Origin of the sequence: Intrasporangium sp. DVR (genome assembly GCF_040365325.1) — a bacterium.
In the GTDB taxonomy this organism is placed as follows: domain Bacteria; phylum Actinomycetota; class Actinomycetes; order Actinomycetales; family Dermatophilaceae; genus Intrasporangium.
Genome location: NZ_BAABZW010000003.1, coordinates 79,520 through 96,704, shown reverse-complemented (window position 1 = coordinate 96,704; position 17,185 = coordinate 79,520). Strand labels below are relative to the sequence as shown.

General features: G+C 71.6%; 16 protein-coding genes. 3 read left to right on the top strand and 13 right to left on the bottom strand.

Going from position 1 to position 17,185, the window contains the following annotated elements; translation table 11 throughout:
* Positions 1-118: 118 nt before the first annotated feature.
* The 7 genes from hemB to ABWV20_RS03330 all read right to left on the bottom strand — a co-directional run bounded on the left by hemB (position 119) and on the right by ABWV20_RS03330 (position 7,391).
* Complete coding sequence (hemB, locus tag ABWV20_RS03360) at positions 119-1,084, bottom strand: porphobilinogen synthase (RefSeq protein WP_353353381.1); 966 nt, start codon at positions 1,082-1,084, stop codon at positions 119-121.
* A gap of 19 nt (positions 1,085-1,103) precedes the next feature.
* The gene (locus ABWV20_RS03355; protein ID WP_353353380.1) at positions 1,104-2,750 is read right to left on the bottom strand and encodes a bifunctional uroporphyrinogen-III C-methyltransferase/uroporphyrinogen-III synthase; all 1,647 of its coding nucleotides are present in this window, start codon (positions 2,748-2,750) and stop codon (positions 1,104-1,106) included.
* The gene (gene hemC / locus ABWV20_RS03350; RefSeq protein ID WP_353353379.1) at positions 2,747-3,697 is read right to left on the bottom strand and encodes a hydroxymethylbilane synthase; all 951 of its coding nucleotides are present in this window, start codon (positions 3,695-3,697) and stop codon (positions 2,747-2,749) included. The genes ABWV20_RS03355 and hemC overlap by 4 nt, the downstream gene beginning before the upstream one ends.
* Positions 3,697-5,073, bottom strand: a complete 1,377-nt coding sequence (gene hemA / locus ABWV20_RS03345; RefSeq protein WP_353353378.1) for a glutamyl-tRNA reductase — start codon at positions 5,071-5,073, stop codon at positions 3,697-3,699. The genes hemC and hemA overlap by 1 nt, the downstream gene beginning before the upstream one ends.
* The gene (locus ABWV20_RS03340) at positions 5,070-5,795 is read right to left on the bottom strand and encodes a redox-sensing transcriptional repressor Rex (protein WP_353353377.1); all 726 of its coding nucleotides are present in this window, start codon (positions 5,793-5,795) and stop codon (positions 5,070-5,072) included. Before ABWV20_RS03340 ends, hemA begins: the two co-directional genes overlap by 4 nt.
* Before the next feature lie 234 nt (positions 5,796-6,029).
* On the bottom strand, positions 6,030-6,278 hold the full coding sequence (locus ABWV20_RS03335) for a glutaredoxin family protein (protein ID WP_353353376.1): 249 nt from the start codon (positions 6,276-6,278) through the stop codon (positions 6,030-6,032).
* 9 nt (positions 6,279-6,287) lie between these two features.
* The gene (locus ABWV20_RS03330) at positions 6,288-7,391 is read right to left on the bottom strand and encodes a baeRF2 domain-containing protein (RefSeq protein ID WP_353353375.1); all 1,104 of its coding nucleotides are present in this window, start codon (positions 7,389-7,391) and stop codon (positions 6,288-6,290) included.
* A gap of 260 nt (positions 7,392-7,651) precedes the next feature.
* Between ABWV20_RS03330 and ABWV20_RS03325 the strand changes: the two genes are divergently transcribed.
* The 3 genes from ABWV20_RS03325 (at position 7,652) to ABWV20_RS03315 (ending at position 10,425) form a co-directional block, all read left to right on the top strand.
* Complete coding sequence (locus ABWV20_RS03325; protein ID WP_353353374.1) at positions 7,652-8,158, top strand: DUF4383 domain-containing protein; 507 nt, start codon at positions 7,652-7,654, stop codon at positions 8,156-8,158.
* A gap of 60 nt (positions 8,159-8,218) precedes the next feature.
* Positions 8,219-9,043: an RNA polymerase sigma factor gene (locus ABWV20_RS03320; protein ID WP_353353373.1), complete on the top strand. Its 825-nt coding sequence runs from the start codon at positions 8,219-8,221 to the stop codon at positions 9,041-9,043.
* Between the two features lie 158 nt (positions 9,044-9,201).
* Complete coding sequence (locus ABWV20_RS03315; RefSeq protein ID WP_353353372.1) at positions 9,202-10,425, top strand: DUF5667 domain-containing protein; 1,224 nt, start codon at positions 9,202-9,204, stop codon at positions 10,423-10,425.
* A gap of 17 nt (positions 10,426-10,442) precedes the next feature.
* Here the strand turns inward: ABWV20_RS03315 and ABWV20_RS03310 are convergent, their stop codons facing one another.
* The 6 genes from ABWV20_RS03310 to ABWV20_RS03285 all read right to left on the bottom strand — a co-directional run bounded on the left by ABWV20_RS03310 (position 10,443) and on the right by ABWV20_RS03285 (position 17,135).
* The gene (locus tag ABWV20_RS03310; RefSeq protein ID WP_353353371.1) at positions 10,443-12,128 is read right to left on the bottom strand and encodes a lysophospholipid acyltransferase family protein; all 1,686 of its coding nucleotides are present in this window, start codon (positions 12,126-12,128) and stop codon (positions 10,443-10,445) included.
* Positions 12,125-13,183 carry an NAD-dependent epimerase/dehydratase family protein gene (locus ABWV20_RS03305; protein WP_353353369.1) on the bottom strand — a complete coding sequence of 353 codons (1,059 nt, stop codon included), beginning with the start codon at positions 13,181-13,183 and terminating at the stop codon, positions 12,125-12,127. The genes ABWV20_RS03310 and ABWV20_RS03305 overlap by 4 nt, the downstream gene beginning before the upstream one ends.
* A gap of 248 nt (positions 13,184-13,431) precedes the next feature.
* Positions 13,432-13,530 (bottom strand): 30S ribosomal protein bS22, encoded by a 99-nt coding sequence (locus ABWV20_RS03300; RefSeq protein ID WP_003792170.1) that lies wholly within the window; start codon positions 13,528-13,530, stop codon positions 13,432-13,434.
* Positions 13,531-13,743: 213 nt separating this feature from the next.
* Positions 13,744-13,944 (bottom strand): helix-turn-helix domain-containing protein, encoded by a 201-nt coding sequence (locus ABWV20_RS03295; protein WP_353353368.1) that lies wholly within the window; start codon positions 13,942-13,944, stop codon positions 13,744-13,746.
* Positions 13,945-14,242: 298 nt separating this feature from the next.
* Positions 14,243-15,628, bottom strand: a complete 1,386-nt coding sequence (aspS, locus tag ABWV20_RS03290) for an aspartate--tRNA(Asn) ligase (protein WP_353353367.1) — start codon at positions 15,626-15,628, stop codon at positions 14,243-14,245.
* A gap of 310 nt (positions 15,629-15,938) precedes the next feature.
* Positions 15,939-17,135: an acetoin utilization protein AcuC gene (locus tag ABWV20_RS03285; RefSeq protein ID WP_353353365.1), complete on the bottom strand. Its 1,197-nt coding sequence runs from the start codon at positions 17,133-17,135 to the stop codon at positions 15,939-15,941.
* Positions 17,136-17,185 lie beyond the last annotated feature (50 nt).

Sequence of the window (17,185 nt, the reverse complement as noted above, 5' to 3'; positions counted from 1 at the left end):
CACGCCGGGACTGCTCGGCTGAGCCGATCCTAGTTGGCATGGTCCGCTGCACAGGTCATGACGTGCGGTAAGGAGGCTACCGAATCCCCGCAGCGCCCGTCGCACGTGGTCCGGCCGCTCAGCCGATCCAGTCCGCGGCATCGAGGGCGAAGTAGGTCAGGACGACCTGGGCGCCGGCCCTGCGGATGGACACCAACGACTCGAGCGCGGCCGCCCGCCGGTCGATCCAGCCGTTGGCCGCGGCCGCGGAGATCATGGAGTACTCCCCCGACACCTGGTAGGCCGCCACGGGAACCGAAGCCCGCTCGGCGGCTGCGGCGACGACGTCGAGGTAGGACATGGCCGGCTTGACCATGACGAGGTCAGCACCTTCGGCGAGGTCGAGGTCGATCTCGCGGAGCGACTCGATGACGTTGGCGGGGTCCTGCTGGTAGGTCCGGCGGTCGCCCTCCAGGCTCGACTGGACGGCGTCGCGGAAGGGGCCGTAGAAGGCCGAGGCGTACTTCGCGGCGTAGGCGAGGATGACGGTGTCGGTGAGTCCCGCCTCGTCGAGCGCCTCGCGGATCGCGGCGACCTGGCCGTCCATCATTCCGGAGGGGCCCACGACGTGGGCGCCGGCGCGGGCCTGGGCGACGGCCATCTCCGCGTAGATCTCCAGTGTGGCGTCGTTGTCGACGCGGCCGCGGTCGTCGAGGACGCCGCAGTGCCCGTGGTCGGTGAACTCGTCGAGGCACGTGTCCGCCATGACGACCAGGTCGTCCCCGACGGCCGCGCGGACCTGCTCGAGCGCGACGTTGAGTATGCCGCTGGGCTCGGTCCCGCCCGAGCCGCGGGCATCCTTCGTGGTCGGCACGCCGAAGAGCATGATCCCGCCAACGCCGGCGTCGACCGCCCGCCGAGCCTCACCGACGAGGCTGTCCAGGGTGTGCTGGACGACGCCGGGCATGCTGGCGATCGGCCGGGGGGAGTCCGCGCCCTCGGCGACGAAGGCAGGCAGGACGAGGTCCTTGGGGTGCAGGCGGGTCTCCGCGACCATGGCCCGCAGTGCAGCGGTCTGTCGCAGCCGCCGTGGTCGCTCGATCACCGTGGGGCTCCTGACGCCGTCAGCGGGCTCGGCGCCGGGAGGCCGGGCGCTTGTCGCTGGGTCGCTGGAGGGGCTGGCCGGTCTCGGTGGCCGCCACCGCGAGACCGACACCATGGCCCGCGAGAGCGTCGACGAGACTGAGGGCAGAGGCTTCGGGTGCGAGGACATCGACGCGCAGTCCGTGCTCCTCGGCGGTCTTGGCCGTGGCGGGCCCGATGCACGCGACGACGGTCGCGGGGTGCGGCTTGCCGGCGATGCCGACGAGGTTGCGCACTGTCGAGCTCGACGTGAAGAGGACCGCGTCGTAGTCCCCGCCCTTGATCGCATCACGCACGTGCTGGGCCGGAGGAGCTGCCCGGACCGTGCGGTAGGCCGTGACGTCGTCGACCTCCCAGCCGATGTCGCGCAGCCCGGCGACCAGGGTCTCGGTGGCGATGTCGGCCCGTGGCAGCAGGACGCGGTTGATGGGATCGAGGACCTCGTCGAACTCGGGCCAGACCTCGAGCAGGCCTGCGGCGGACTGCTCGCCGACCGGGACGAGGTCGGGGTTGATGCCCCAGTCCCGCAGGGCTTCGGCGGTGACGCCACCGACGGCGGCGACCTTGAGCCCGGCGAAGGCGCGCGCGTCGAGGCCCAGCTCCTCGAAGCGCTCACGGACGGCCCGCACTGCGTTCGTCGAGGTGAAGCCGATCCACTCGTAGCGGCCGGTGACCAGGCCGCGGACGGCCTTCTCCATCTGCTGCGGGGTGCGCGGCGGCTCGACGGAGATGGTCGGCACGACGTCGGCGACGGCGCCGTAGCCGGCCAGGCGCTCGATCATCGGGCCGGCCTGGGCCTGGGTGCGGGGGACGAGAACCTTCCAGCCGAAGAGCGGCTTGGTCTCGAACCACGAGAACTCGTCTCGCATGGCGACGTTGGGCGAGACAACCGCCGCCGAGACCGCTCCGGTGAGCCGGTCGAGCGCCGCCTCGGCGTCGCCGAGCGTCGTCGTCCACGAGGCCTGCCGGACCGTCGTGCCCTGTTCGACGATGGCGACCTGGGACTCTGCGGGGCGTCCGCACTCGAGCAGACCCGTCAGCGCGTCGCCGATCGAGCGGGGCGAGCCGAGGATGACGAGAGTGTCGTCGTCGGTGCAGTAGCGGGTGAGGTCGTGGCCGGCCTGGTCGGCGTTGAGGACGTGGACCGACGAGGTGCCCTTCGACGTGAGCGGCACTCCGGCATACGTGGCCACCGCGGTCGCGGCCGAGACACCGGGCACGACGTCATAGGTGATGCCGGCCTTGCGGCAGGCACGCACCTCCTCGACGAGGCCGTTGAAGGTTGCCGGGTCGCCATCCATGAGGCGCACGACGAGGCCGCCCGTGACCACTGACTTGGCGGCCTTGACGACGAGCTTGGCCCGCACGGCGTGGGTCAGCTCCTGGCCGTTCTCGCCGTGTGCGGCATCGACGAGCTGCACGTCCTCGCGGGTGTGCCGCAGGACGGCGTCCTCGCGCATCATCCCGTCGAGCACGACCACGTCAGCCGCGGCGAGCAGGTCGCGAGCACGCACCGTCAGCAGCCCGGGGTCGCCGGGGCCGGACCCGACGAAGGCGACGCGCGCCGGCGTGGTCGGGACCGTGGGGATCGTCGCCGTCTGCTCTGACGGCTGGCGTGTGCGAGTCACGAAACTGGCTCCGAGGGTCGGGATGCGGTGGTGGAGGGCCGATCGAGGTCGGCGGCGCCGTCCTCGAGCAGGATCTGGGCCAGTCGTCGGCCCAGCGCCTCAGGATCGTCATACCGACCCGTGAGGGACCGACGCAAGTCGATTCGTCCGTCCTCGGTCCCGGCGAAGGCCCGGAGCGACAGCTCGAGCCCCTGCTCGCCATCCACGACCTCGGCGAGCGCGCCCACCGGGGCCGTGCAACCGGCCTCCAGCGCGGCGAGGAGTGCCCGCTCGGCCGTGATGCTCGCGCGGGTGTCGGCGTCCTCGAGGATGCTGACCGCCTCGACGACGTCGGGCCGGTCGACGCGGCACTCGATCGCGAGTGCCCCTTGGCCGGGGGCCGGGAGGATCTGGATCGGGTCGAGCACCTCGGTCACGACCTCGAGCCTGCCGAGCCGCGCCAGACCGGCTCGGGCCAGGATCACGGCGTCGACCTGGCCCGAGCTCACCAGCCGGAGTCGGGTGTCGACGTTGCCACGGATGGGACGGATCTCGATGCCGAGGCCGAGCGCAGCGAGCTGCGCTGTGCGACGGGGGGATCCGGTGCCGACGATCGAGCCGACGGGCAGCTCGCCCAGCGTCAGCCCGTCCCGGGCGACGAGGACGTCCCTGCTGTCCTCCCGGACCGGCACGGCAGCCACGACGAGCCCGGGCTCCGGCGCGGTGGGCAGGTCCTTGAGCGAATGGACCGCGACGTCGACTCGCCCGTCTGCGAGCGCCTGCCGGATCGCCGCGGCGAAGACGCCGGTGCCGCCGATGGACGTCAGCAACCCGCCCGAGACGTCACCCTCCGTGGTGATCTCGACGAGCTCGACGTCGTGGCCGGCGGCCCGCAGCTGGTCGGCCACCCACCCGGACTGGGTGGTGGCGAGCGCGGAGCGACGGGTGCCGAGCCGCAGAGCCGTCATCAGGCACCTCGCTTGGGTGGGGAGGACACGTTGGCCACATCGGTGGGCTCGAGGTCGAAGAGCTCGCGCAGGGCTGCGGCGTAGTCGGGGCCGTTGGCGTCGACAGCGAACTCCTTGACGCGCGTCGTGGGGGTGTGGAGGAGCTTCTCCACGATGCGGTGGACGGCGCGACCGACCTCCGAGCGGGTCGACTCGTCGAGCGCGGGCAGCCGCTGGTTGAGCCGGTCGAGCTCGGCGGCGACGACGGCTGCGGCGCGGGAACGCAGGGCCGCGACCGTGGGGGCGACCCTCTTCTCGAGCCGGCGGGTGAGGTACTCGGCGACCTCGGCGGTGACGAGCTCACCGACTCGGTCGACCTGCTGGAGGTCGGCACGGCCGGCGAGTCGCTCGCCGAGCTCCTCGAGGTCGATGACCCGAACGCCGGGCAAATCCTGGGCCCAGGTGTCGGTCGGTGCGACGTCTCGGGGCAGGGCGAGGTCGATGAACACCTGCGGGCGGCCGTCCCGAGCCGTGACGGTGCGCACCAGCAGGTCCTCGGTGATCACGTGCCCCACGGCGCCGGTGCAGGTGATGACGAGGTCGCTCTCGGCGATGACGTCGTCGAGCGCCGCCCAGGGCCGGGCGCGCCCACCCACCGAGTCGGCGAGCCGCTCGGCTCGCGCCGGCGTCCGGTTGACCACGGTGAGGTCGGTGAGGCCCGAGCGCGACGCCGTGGCCACGGCGAGCCCGCTCATGGCTCCCGCACCGATGACGGCGGCGCGGCGGCTGCGCAGGTCGCCGAGGACCTTCTCGGCCTCCTCGAGGCCCATCTGCACCAAGGACAGCGAGTGCTGGTCGATGTCGGTCTCGGAGTGGGCCCGCTTGCCGACCCGCAGGGCGTGCTGGAAGAGGGAGTTGAGCGACTCCCCGGCCCGTCCGGTCTGCTGGGCCAGGGCGAGGGCGTCACGCATCTGGCCGAGGATCTGGGCCTCCCCGACGGCCATCGAGTCGAGCCCGCACGCGACGGTGAACGTGTGGGCCACGGCCCCGTCGTCGTAGCGGACGTAGAGGTGGTCGGCGATGCCCTCGGCCCGGACGGCGAGCTCCTCGGCCGGGTCGGTGGGATGGACGTCCATGCCGCAGGGCAGGCCCTCCGGGCGGGTGCCCGCCGCCATGGCGAGCGCCTCTCCGATGGCCGCGACGGCGGGGTGGAACGCGGGCACCTCTGCGTAGACCTCGAGGCGGTTGCACGTGGACACCACGACGACCTCGGTGGCGGTCGCCGACGAGAGGATCGCGGTGGCGATGTCGTGGGCGCGGTCCGGCGACTCGGCGAGACCCTCGAGCACGGAGAGGGGCGCAGTGTGGTGGGACAGGCCGATGACCAGCAGGCTCATGTCGCGACCGCCGTTTCCGTCGCCGTGCGACCGTCGAGGGCCCGAGCCGCTCCGACCGCCTGCAGGCCGCCGTCGGCGAGCACCTTCTGCTGGGCGTGGAAGGCGAGGATCTGCAGCTCGGTGGACAGGTCGACCCGGCGGACGTCGACGTCCTCCGGCACCGAGAGGACGGCAGGGGCGAAGTTGAGGATGGACTTGACGCCGACGTCGACGAGGCGGTCGCAGACCGACTGGGCCGCCATTGCCGGCGTCGCGATGACCCCGATGGCGATGGGGTCGGCGGAGTGGCGCAACGGCAGCTCGCGGAACGGTCGGATCGCTACCCCCTGCACCACCTCGCCCTGGAGCGACGGGTCGTCGTCGAAGAGCGCGACGATGCGGAAGCCCTTCGTCACGAAGCCGGAGTAGGAGGCGAGGGCGTGACCGAGATTACCCATCCCGACGATGGCCACCGGCCAGTCCTGGGTCAGCCCGAGGGCGCGTGAGATCTCGAGGGCCAGGGTCTCCACCTCGTAGCCGACGCCCCGGACGCCGTAGGAACCGAGGTGGCTGAGGTCCTTGCGCAGCTGGGCCGAGCGCACCCCGACCGCAGCCGAGAGCTCCTCGGACGACACCGACAGGACTCCCTCCTCCGCCAGTCGGGAGAGGGTTCGCAGGTACTCAGGGAGCCGCGCGACGGTGGCGTCGGGGATCTCGCGACGCACTGCTGGGTCGGCCGACACGCTTGGTCACCGGCTCCTCTCATCTGAGGCGGTCGGACCTGGGGCTGTGCCCGGGAGGCCACGAACGCGGAGCACGTGGGTACCTGTTCAGGCTAGACGTTTGTGAACCCATGCACAAAGTGAACGACCATTACCTCCGCCACATGGACAAACCGCCTCCGGGGTGCTGCGTGGCGCTGGGCCGGTCCGCGCCCTCCCAGCCCGTCCGCGGCCTTCCCAGCGGTCCAGGGCGGGCTACGACTCGAGCGCGGCGCGCAGCCGCGCCTCGTCGACACGCCAGAAGTCGTGGCGCCGCCCGTCGACCAGGGTGACGGGGATCTGCTCGGCATACGCCGAGCGCAGCTCGGCATCGTCGTCGATGGAGCGCTCCTCCCACGCGACTCCCAGCTCCGACGTGACCCGCTCGATGACCACCTTGGCCTCGTCGCAGAGGTGGCAGCCGGGTCGGCCGATCAGTGTGACGCGGGGCTCGGGTCCGTGCATGGCCCCATGCTAAGCCGGGCGCACAGAGCCGTCGTTCCAGCGCAGGATGGCCCCGATGCCGTCCTTGGCCTCGAACGGCTGGGCGATCAGGGACAGCTCGGCACCCACTGTGGCGAGCGCCCACAGGAGCGCGTCCTGGTCGTGGTCCTGCCTCGGCTGCTCGCTCGGGCTCTGCCGCAGCTCCTGGCCGCCGCCGGTGCCCCGCTCCGGCTGGCCCTCGTCGTCCCAGGCGTCGGGGCAGAGCAGCACGTGTGCCACCTGCGCCTTCGCGATCGCCGCCTGCACGGCCTCCCACCCCTCGACGGCCGACCCCGCGCCGGTCGCGTCCCCGAAGCGCTCGACGAGCTGCGCGTCCCGCTCTGCGCGACGTCGTGCGAGCTCCCGCTCGCGGGCCGCCACCTCGGCGGCCTCCGACGTCCCCGCCGCCCGACCACCGGTGCCGAGCCGGACGATCCGGTCGCCCAGCATGCCGGGCGCCTGCTCGACGAGGTACGAGGTCATGTGCTCCTCGCCCTCGAGGAAGACCACGCCGGGACGGACCCTGCGGACGAGGCGGTCGAGCTCCGCCGCGACCTGGGTCGCATTGTGCTTCCAGGAGTCCTCGGCGCGCGCCTGGAACCTCCGCTGCGACGCGCCCCCGGCGGCCACCTTGCGCAGCTCGTCGTGGTCGCCCGTCACGTCCGTTGCCGAGACGAGGGCACCCGTCGGGTCGATCACCTCGATGTCCGCGCCCTCGCGGTCGAGCTTCACCACCGCGTAGGTCTCCTTGCCGTCAAGGCCCCGGACGACGTCCATGAGCCTCGGCACGGCGCCGAACGACGACGCTTCCCGACGCGGCCGTCCGTCGAGACCCATGTCGAGCACGAGACTGCCGTTGCTGGCGCAGGCGACGTGCGTGCGCTCGCCGACGCCGTTGGCGCCCCCGGTCATCGCCTCCTCCAGGACCGCCAGCGTCGCCTCGTCGGCACCCGACCGCTCGAGCTCGCGGCGAGCCGAGCCCCACGAGGCCAGTCGATGGCTCCGACTGGTCGGGTCGAGGTTGCTCGCGTCGATCGTCGCGCAGGCGAAGGGCCCTTCGAGGTCCGCGAGCGGTTTGAGCCAGTCGAGCTGCATCGGTGCCTCCCACGAGTGCGTCACCAGTCGTCACGAGTTTGTCCCGAGTTGTCTGGGGCTCGTCTCCTCGAGCGTCTCAACGAAACGCTACCCCTCAGGGATGCCCCCCAAAAGGCCCGCGATGACGGGTCATCCGACCCAGAAGGGCGGGAGGGGACAGAGCCGCCGGCCCGACGGGAGCGAGCTCAGCGGCATACGCCCTGTTTGGGATCGGGCCGCCCGGGGCAGATGCGTCCATGGAACTCATCCAGGGAGGAACCATGACCAGCAACTCTGGCGAGGTGAGGCGCCGACCGGGTGCCCACCGATCAGTCGAGGGCGTCCACAGCCGGACCGCGGTGAAGACCGCCGCGAAAGCGGTGTCCATCGTCTTCCTGCTCGTCGGAGTGCTCGGCTTCATCCCCGGCATCACGACGGGCTACGACACCCTGACGTTCGCGGGCCACGAGTCCGAGGCCATGCTCCTCGGCGTGTTCCAGGTGTCGATCCTGCACAACATCGTCCACCTGCTGTTCGGGGTCGTGGGATGGACCGTGTCACGGACGGTCTCCGGCGCCCGCAACTTCCTCATCGGTGGTGGCATCGTCTACCTCGTGCTGACCGTCTACGGCTGGGTCATCGACAAGGAGTCCGCTGCCAACGTCATCCCGGTCAACGCAGCGGATGACTGGCTGCACCTGCTCCTCGGCCTCGGCATGATCGGCCTCGGCTTCGTCCTGCGACCGCATCCCCGTGACGTGCAACCGGGCTCCGGCACCGTGCGCTGACCCCGCATCCGGACTCGGCGACCGGGCCCGGGGGGTTGACAGGTCGGCGACACTGTCGGGATGCACGGCCCCCTGATGGCGCACCTCCGCCATCCCAGCCCCGCGGCGGTCGCACCGGCCGCGGCGCTGCTGGCTGCCCGGGGAGCGGCGACGACGTGGCTGCCCTCGTGGCGCACCGCCCTGGACCACCTCTGGGCCGCCGTCGAGGGGGACGGCACGAGTGGCTCCCTCGGGGCCGGTTGGGGCGGTGCCCCGAGGTCCGGGGAGCTGGCCGGCTCCGCCCCGGCGGGGCGGAGGGTCGGTGGGTCTGCCGGACGCGGCGCCCGGGACGAGGCTGTCCAGGCGCGGACCGAGGCCCTCGTGCGGCTCGCCCAGGACGGTGACCGAGAAGCCTTCGCCCAGCTGTACGACGCCTACGTCGACCTCGTCTTCCGCTACGTCCTCGTCCGGGTCGGCAACCGGCCCCTCGCCGAGGACCTCACGTCCGAGACCTTCATCCGGGCCATGCGACGGATCGACGGCTTCACCTGGCAGGGCCGCGACATCGCCGCGTGGTTCGTCACCATCGCCCGCAACCTCATCGCCGACCACGTCAAGTCCGCCCGGTTCCGCTTCGAGGTGACGACCGCTGACATGCGCGACGCCGACGAGCACGTCGAGGCCCCCGAGGCCGAGGTCCTCGCCCGCCTCCGTGACGAGCGGCTCGTCTCAGCCATCCGGCAGCTCGCCCCCGAACAGGCCGAGTGCATCACCCTGCGCTTCCTCCAGGGCCTCAACCTCGCCGAGACCGCCACGGTGCTGGGCAAGTCCGAGGGCGCCGTCAAGCAGCTGCAGCTGCGCGCCACACGAGCACTGCGCAAGTCCCTGGAAGGAGTGGAGCTGTGACCGCGTAACCCCGGGGCACCCGGCCTCGTTTCCCGAGCGCCGCTGCCCGCGACGGCGGAGCCCGACCCTCACCGCACCCCCCACCCCTGCTCCCACCCTCACCACCACCACCACCACGACCCCGACCCCGACAACAGCGACCAGACCTGGAGGAGCGCATGGACCTCGGCCCCGGCACGGACGCCGACCTCCTCCAGCGCGCCCTCGACGGGGAAGCGGTCGACCGCCCGGGCATCGTGGAGCTCGTCACCGTGCTCCACGCGGTCTCGTCCCTCGAGCGGGCTGGGCTCGCACCGCGCGACGAGTTCATCACGGACCTGCGGGCCCGCCTCCTGTCCGAGTCGCATCCGATCGCGGCGGGCAACGAGGCCGGCGAGGCCGAGCCGAGCGAGGCGGACGGCGGCGTGGGTGCGCCGGTCTCGGTGCTGCACCTCCCCCGGCCGATCCGCCAGCTGGCGGCCGCTGCGGCCGCGGTCATCCTGCTGGCCGGCGGGCTGGGGGTCATCTCGAGACAGACCGCCCCGGGTGACCTCCTCTACCCCATCAAACAGGTCCTCGACCGCGCTGCCGTACAGCTCGCCGACGGACCCCTCGAGGTCGGCCTGACCCACCTGGCCCAGGCCGAGCAGCACGTCGGCGAGGCCCGTGACCTGATCGACCGCGGCGACCCCGACCCGGCAGACCTCACGGTCGCCTTCGACGCCGCCGCAGGCTCGACGAGGACCGCCCAGTCCCTCCTGCTCGAGACCTACCGGAGCGAGCGGCGGGCGGTGGCCCTGACCGAGCTCGCCGACTTCGTCACCCGAGCGCTGCCACAGGTCGAGGCGATGCGTCCCGAGGTTCCGGAAGCCGCGCTTCCCGCCTGGCAACGGCTGCACGACCTGCTCGCCCAGGGTGAGCTCGAGGCGCTCCGCGAGCTCGCCTCCTGCTCGGTGTGCGGCGAGCGGGCGGCAGCCGCCCGGGAGTCGCTGGACCTCCTGCTCGCGCGCTCCACTGCCGCGACGGCCTCCCCGGACCAGAGCCTGCCGACCCCCTCGCCCACGGGCGCCACGTTCCCTGCACCGGTCCCCACGGTCCCCGGGCCCTCGGCGACCGACGCCGTGCCGGGGGTCGAGGTGGCGCCGCCGGCCGTCACGATCGGTTCCGCGACCGTGGGCCTGCCCGGGGCCGGCATCACGCCGAGCGACGTGAGCGTCGGTGGCGGCGGCGTCACCCTCCCGAGCGCGACGGTCAACCTTCCCTCGCTGTCCGTGTCGTCGACCGTGGCCGTCGGCGGTGGCGGCGTCACCCTGCCCGGGGCGACACTGCCGGCGCCGACCCTCTCAGCGCCGGCCCTCTCAGCGCCGACCCTCTCAGCGGGACTCGAGCCCACCCTCCCCTGACCAGGCGTCAGCGCCGGTCAGATGAACACCGACCGCCGCTGCATGAGCAGGCTGTACAGAGTCTGCTGGATGGTCTCTCGCACCTGGTCGGTGAGGTCGAACACGAGCATGGGGTCGTCTGCGGCCTCCGGGCCGAGCGTCGTCGTCTCGATCGGCGGCCCGAACTCGATGAGCCACTTGCTCGGCAGGGGGATCGCCCCGAGCGGCCCGAGCCACGGGAAGGTCGGGGTGATCGGGACATAGGGCAACCCGAGGAGCCGGGCCAGCGTCGGCATGTTGCCGATCATCGGGTAGATCTCCTCAGCGCCCACGATGGAGCACGGCACGATCGGCACACCGGCGCGCAGGGCGGCGGACACGAAGCCCCCTCGGCCGAACCGCTGGAGCTTGTAGCGCTCGCTGAACGGCTTGCCCACGCCCTTGAAGCCTTCGGGCCAGACACCGACGAGGTGCCCGTCGGACAGGAGGCGCTCGGCGTCCGTGTTTGCGGCGAGCGTCGAACCGGAGCGGCGGGCGATGGGCCCGACGAACGGTGTCTGGAAGACCAGGTCCGCCCCCAACATGCGCAGGTGCCGTCGGTTGGGGTGCTCGTCGTAGACGGCGACCTGAGTCATCATGGCGTCCAGCGCCACCGTGCCCGAGTGGTTCGCGACGACGAGCGCCCCGCCCGTGGCAGGGATGTTCTCGATCCCCTTGACCTCCACCCGGAACCACGAGGTGTAGAGCGGGCGCAGGATCGGCAGGTGGACATGGACGGTGTAGTCCTCGTCGAAGCCGAACTCGTCGACCGCGTAGTCACCCGTCAACCGGCGCCGCACGTAGGCGAGCGTCTCCGCGACCTGGCGCTCGACGTCCTCGGCGGGGACCCCGGCCGCGGTCGCCGCCGCGCGCAGCAGGTTGACGGCGAGCTCGACGAGCTCGGCGGGGCCGGGGCGGGCCTCGGAGGAGAACTCGGCGGCCTCGAGGACCGCGCCGACCAGCCGCTCAGCCGTCGTCTGGAGACCGGCGGCCAGACCCGCACCTCCCCCTCTGGGCTCCGCCGAGGTGTCCGTATGCCGCTGAGCTGGCTCGGCGGGCAGCGCGACCTGCTCGTCCGGCGGAGCTGGGGACGGCACGGGGCGCAGAGCCCGCTCGCGCGCTCGCAGCTCGCGGCGCTCCCGGATCGCCTTGCGGGGCGGGCGCCTCCGCGCGGGAGGCGCGCCGGTGCTCGCCTCCACGGTCGAGCTCTGCTCGGCAACACTTTCGCCTCGGGCCACGGGGCCTGCCGTCGCGTCCCGTCGGGCGGCACTGAGCTCCACCGGCTCCGCAGCCGAGATCAGGGGGGTGCCCGACCGGCGACGCCGTTCGCCGGAGGCCCGCGCGGCCCCTGCGGCGAAGGCGGTCCGGGAAGCAGGCACGGGGCGGACCGCCTCAGCGCTCGCGGTGGGATCCGCGGAGGGTCCGGCGACGGTCCCGTCCGACCTGGTGGGGGCGCTCCTGGCCTTGTCGACGGTCGCCGCCGCCCTCGAGTTGGTGCGGGGCGAGCGCTTCGCACCGGCACGTGGGGGCTTCGTGCGTGGCGGCTCGGTGCCTGGCGGCTTCGCAGCGGAGTCCTCCGGCGCGGCCTCGGTCGCGGCCGGCTTGCTCGCGCGGGCCTTGCCAGCCTCGGTGGCGGCCCGGGCGCGGTTCCTGCCCGGGGTCGTCGCGTCGTTGTTCGCGGTCACGGGTAGAGCCTCTCGAACACCCGGGCGAGGGCGGCGGCTCCACTGCCCGCAGCGCCACTGACCGCGCCAGTGACCGCGTCGCTGACGTCGTCGACGCCGGGCACGACGGAGTGGAGGCTGCCCGCGAAGCTCTCGAAGGTCTGCCGGGTCGTGTACTGCGGCTCGAAGGACAGGACCTTGCGCATCCGCGTCGTGTCCAGCCCGCGGCCGAAGGCGAGGAAGGCGACCTGGTCCGGGGAGAAGTCAGCCAGGCCGCTCCGCTTGACGAGGTTGCCGATGACACCGGCCGTCATCATCGGGACCGGAAGGACCGGCCGCCGGACGATGGCGAGGCACTGCAGGAGCGTGACGAAGCCGTCGCCGGCGACGTTGACGATGCCTGCCGAGGGCCCGGTCGTGGCCGTGACCATCGCAGCGATCGCGTCCTCCTCGTGGAGGAACTGGAGCCGGGCGTCGAAGCCGAGCGGGACGGGGATCACTGGGAGGCTGAAGTAGTCGGTGACCGCCGTCTGGATCTGGGGGCCGATGACGTTGGCCAGGCGCAACATCGTGATCTCGACGTCGGGCCGCCGCCGGGAGAAGCCCCGAACGTATCCCTCCACCTCGATGGAGTCCTTGCCGAAGCCCGTGCGCGGCGTCGACTTGGCGTTCATGTCCTCGGCGAACATCGCCGGATCCCGTGCGGACGAGCCGTAGATGGCCGAGGACGACTTGACGACGAGCCGCTGGACGGTGGACGACTTCTGGCAGGCAGCGAGCAGCTGCATGGTGCCGATGACGTTGATCTCCTTCTGCGTCACGCGGCCGCCGGTGTCCTTGGGGGTCGCGATGACGTTCATGTGCACGACGGTGTCGACCGCAGCCTGGTTCATGATCCGGCCGATCATCGGGTTGCGGATGTCGGCCCGGACGAACTCGGCCCGGCCGACGGAGTGCCTCGGAGGGATGACGTCGACGCCCAGGATCCGCTCGATTCCCGGCTCGGCGCTGAGCCGCCGCGCGTAGAGGCCCCCCAGGTAGCGGGACACGCCAGTGACGAGCACGACCTTGGCCATCGGCTCCTCCTGTCTGCACGTCCCGGCGGGAGGGGGCGACCAGCCCCCCGGCGGTCATTGCGTGGGCTTCGACCCCACCCTATCGACGTGGAGGTGGCAAGGCGGGAGGTGTGGGTGGTGACATCCATCAACCCGCTGGTGGGTCTCCCGGAGACGCGGACGAGCGAGGAGGAAAGCAGTCGACCCCCGCCGTTGGGACGAGGGTCGAGAAGTGCCGGGCCGAGCCCGCTGCCTGAACGTTTGTCAGATCACTTCTTGTTGCGACGCTGGTGACGCGTCTTGCGCAGCAGCTTGCGGTGCTTCTTCTTCGCCATCCGCTTCCGGCGCTTCTTGATGACAGAGCCCATGGTTGTCCTTGATCCGTTGACGGTGCTGGGTGCCGACCTGCGCCGACCGCCCGTCAATCGGGAGAGTCGACTCTTCGAGCCGAGCCGAGTGCCAAGCGTAGCGTGTCCGCGGGTCCGACCCCAAAAGCACCGGCTCGATCGACAGAGCAGTCTCTCCCCCTTCGCGCTCGGGTCACCTCGAGTGTCACGGGAAGAGACTGCTCTGTCGATCTGTCACGCGGTGTCGATGTATGACGTCTGCAGGTACTTGTGCACGGCGTCCTCCGGGACCCGGAAGGATCGCCCGACCCTGACGGCCGGAAGCTCGCCACTGTGGACCAGTCGATACACGGTCATCTTCGACACGCGCATGATCGAGGCGACCTCGGCGACGGTCAGGAACCGCACCTCGGCGAGCTGACGCTCATTCGACATGTGATACCTCGATCTCTCAGACACACGCATGTCGCCGGCTTCCCCTCCGGCGAAACATCACACGGGTGCAAAAGGCAACCTTAGGGGCTGATGTGACTGGAGGGGAAGGGTCCGAGCGCTCGAGGTCCTCTCGCGCAAGACGACACGCCGGTCAGTTGCCGGCGAAAAATCGTCCGTATGCCGCTGGGCTGGCCTCCGCGGGACGACACACCCGGCGTCGCCGGAGTCCACCAGCCTCCCCTCCACGGCGGCCGGGGTTGTCTCGAGGACCCCGAATCTCTTTTCGGGACAGCGTGGTTCATGGAAAGAGCCGCTGCACGTCCCGCGGGAAGAGCGTCACCTCCCGGACGTTCTCGGCACCGACCACGCGCGCCACCCACCGCTCCAGCCCGATGGCGAACCCTCCGTGCGGTGGCATGCCGTGCTCGAACGCGGCGAGGTAGCCGCGCAGCACCTCCGGGTCCTGGCCCACCCGCTCGAGGGCCGCGCGGTAGTCACCGGGGCGATGCAGGCGCTGCCCTCCGGTCGTCAGCTCCAGACCGCGGAAGAGCAGGTCGAAGCTGTTCGAACCCGCTGCCGGCTCTGCCCCCCGGACGCCCTCGGCGTCCGAGAGCGGCTGGGCTCCAGCGTGGGGGTAGCCCTCGGGCGCCGTGTAGAACGGCCGCTTGGACATGGGATATCCCTCCACCGCAAGGAAGTCGGAGCCATGGGTCGCACGGGCCCACTCACCGAGGGCGCGCTCGTGGGCCGGGCTGAGGTCCGGCTCGCCGGGGTCGGCGCCCACCAGGGCGAGCGCGTCCGTGAAGTGGATGACGGGGAACTCCTCGGGCACCCGGGGCAGGTCGACGCCGAGGAGCGAAGCGGCCTCAGCGGCATACGACTCGATGGCCTCGACCATCCCGGCGAGGGCAGCCCGCAGGACCACGAGCACGTCACGGTGGTCGCGGACGAACCCCAGCTCCGCGTCGAGTGACGTGTACTGGGCGAGGTGACGAACGGTGTCGTGCGGCTCCGCCCGGAACACGGGTCCCACCTCGAAGACGCGCTCGAAGACGCCCACGAGCATCTGCTTGTAGAGCTGGGGCGACTGCGCGAGGTAGGCAGGACGGCCGAAGTAGTCGAGGCCGAAGACGTTCGCCCCCGACTCGGTCGCCGTCCCGACGATCTTCGGCGTCGCGATCTCGGTGAAGTCCAGGGCGGTCAGGGCTGAGCGGAACCCCCGCATCGAGGCACTGGCGATCTCCCAGGCGGCTCGGCGCCGGGGATGGCGGAGCGTCACGGCGGCGTGGTCGAGCTGCGTCGGCAGTCCCGCGCCGAAGGTGGGTCGCCAGAGCTCGGCCGGCGCTGGGGCGGCCGGCTCGGTGAGGGCCGTGATGGTCGGCTCGACGAGCTCGGCACCTCCCGGGGCAGCAGGGTGGTGGAGGACCCGACCGGTGACCTCGACGACGGTCTCCTCCGGGACGTCGGCGAGGCCCGCGATGACTCCGGGGTCCCTGACCACGACCTGCGCCAGACCCGACCGGTCGCGAATGACGAGGAACGTCACCCTGGCGAGGGGCCGGCGGCGGTGGACCCAGCCGGCAAGGGTGGCGCCGGCTCCGTCGGGAAGCGTCGCGAGGTCACGCGTGAGGACGCGGGACGGGTTGCCGATGGACGGCCGTGGAGTCGTTGGTCGGACGGGCATTCCTTCACCTCCTGGGATGGTGCCCCGGAGGTGTGGGCGATGGGGAGAGTCGCTGTGCCACCACACCTTCGCCGCCGCGAGCTCGCGGTCGGCCTCTGGTCACGCTCGGCTCAGGATCGTCAGGCCCGTCGACGCCGTGCGACCAAGGGTAGGCAGCCGCGGTAGCGCCGGTCCATCGGGATTTCCGACCGCCCCACCGAAAGAGCACATCGCGATGATCGAAAGAGCACATCGCGACACGTCACCGACGAGGTGACGCAGCCACGAACCGGTGTCGCGAACTGCTCTCTCGATGGGTCGGCAGTCGGTGTCAGTCGAAGTGCACGTCCAGCCCGTGGTGCGGGAACACCGCGGACCTGGTCGCCATGATCGCTCGATCCACCTCGCTGGCCGGGTCGTATCCGAGGTCCCAGGAGCGCCACCACAGGGGCCCGTCCTGGGTGGTCAGATCACCCATCCGCAAGGGCGCGGGACGACCCGTCACCCGCTCGACGTGGTCCCGCCAGTCCTGCGGGATCTCCGTGCCGGTCGGGATCGGCCGGTGCGCCGCGATCGCGGTCAGGTGGGTCCACGTGCGCGGCACGACGCCGACGACCTCGTAGCCCCCGCCGCCCAGGGCGACCCACTTGCCCTCACAGACCTCGTGGGACAGGCGGTGCAGCGCGTCAGCAGCCGACCGCTGGGCATCCACCGTCATCGCGAAGTGCGCCAACGGGTCCTCGGCATGCGTGTCGCACCCGTGCTGCGTGATGAGGATCTCCGGCTTGAACGACCGGACGATCGGCATGACCGTCGCGTGGATCGCCCGGAGCCACCCGGCGTCGGAGAGACCGGGAGGGAGTGACACGTTGACGGCCGTGCCCTCGGCGTTCGGACCCCCGATGTCGGTCGGCCACCCGGTCCCCGGGAACAACGCCCGGCCGGTCTCGTGCAAGGAGATGGTCAGGACCCGCGGGTCGTCCCAGAAGATCCGCTCGACCCCGTCGCCATGGTGCACGTCCACATCGACGTAGGCGACCCGCTCCGCACCGTGGTCGAGCAGCCACCTGATGCCGACCGCGATGTCGTTGTAGATGCAGAAGCCGCTGGCCCGGTCCGGCATCGCGTGGTGCAGGCCCCCCGTGAAGTTCACGGCGTGGCTCGCCTCGCCCTCCCAGACGGCACGGACCGAGTCCACCGTTCCGGTGACGATGCGCGCACTCGACTCGTGCATGCCCTCGAAGGCGGGGTCGTCGTCGGTGCCGATGCCTCTGCCCGGGTCAGCCTGGTCCGGGTCGTCCGACGCCGCCTTGACCGCGGCGACGTACTCGGGGTCGTGCACCGTCTCGAGGAGCTCGTCACTGGCCGGCTCTGCACCGCGGACCTCGACGCCCGGCGCGTCGAACAGACCCAGGGCTTCGCAGAGGCGAGCAGTCAGGTCCAGTCGGATGGGCGCCATGGGGTGGGTCGGACCGAAGTTGTACTTCGTGAACGAGGGGTCCCAAACGATGCGGGCCTGGGTTGGCATGATTGAGACGCTATCGCGTCCTCCGTGGGCGCGGACTGTGGACGAAGGGA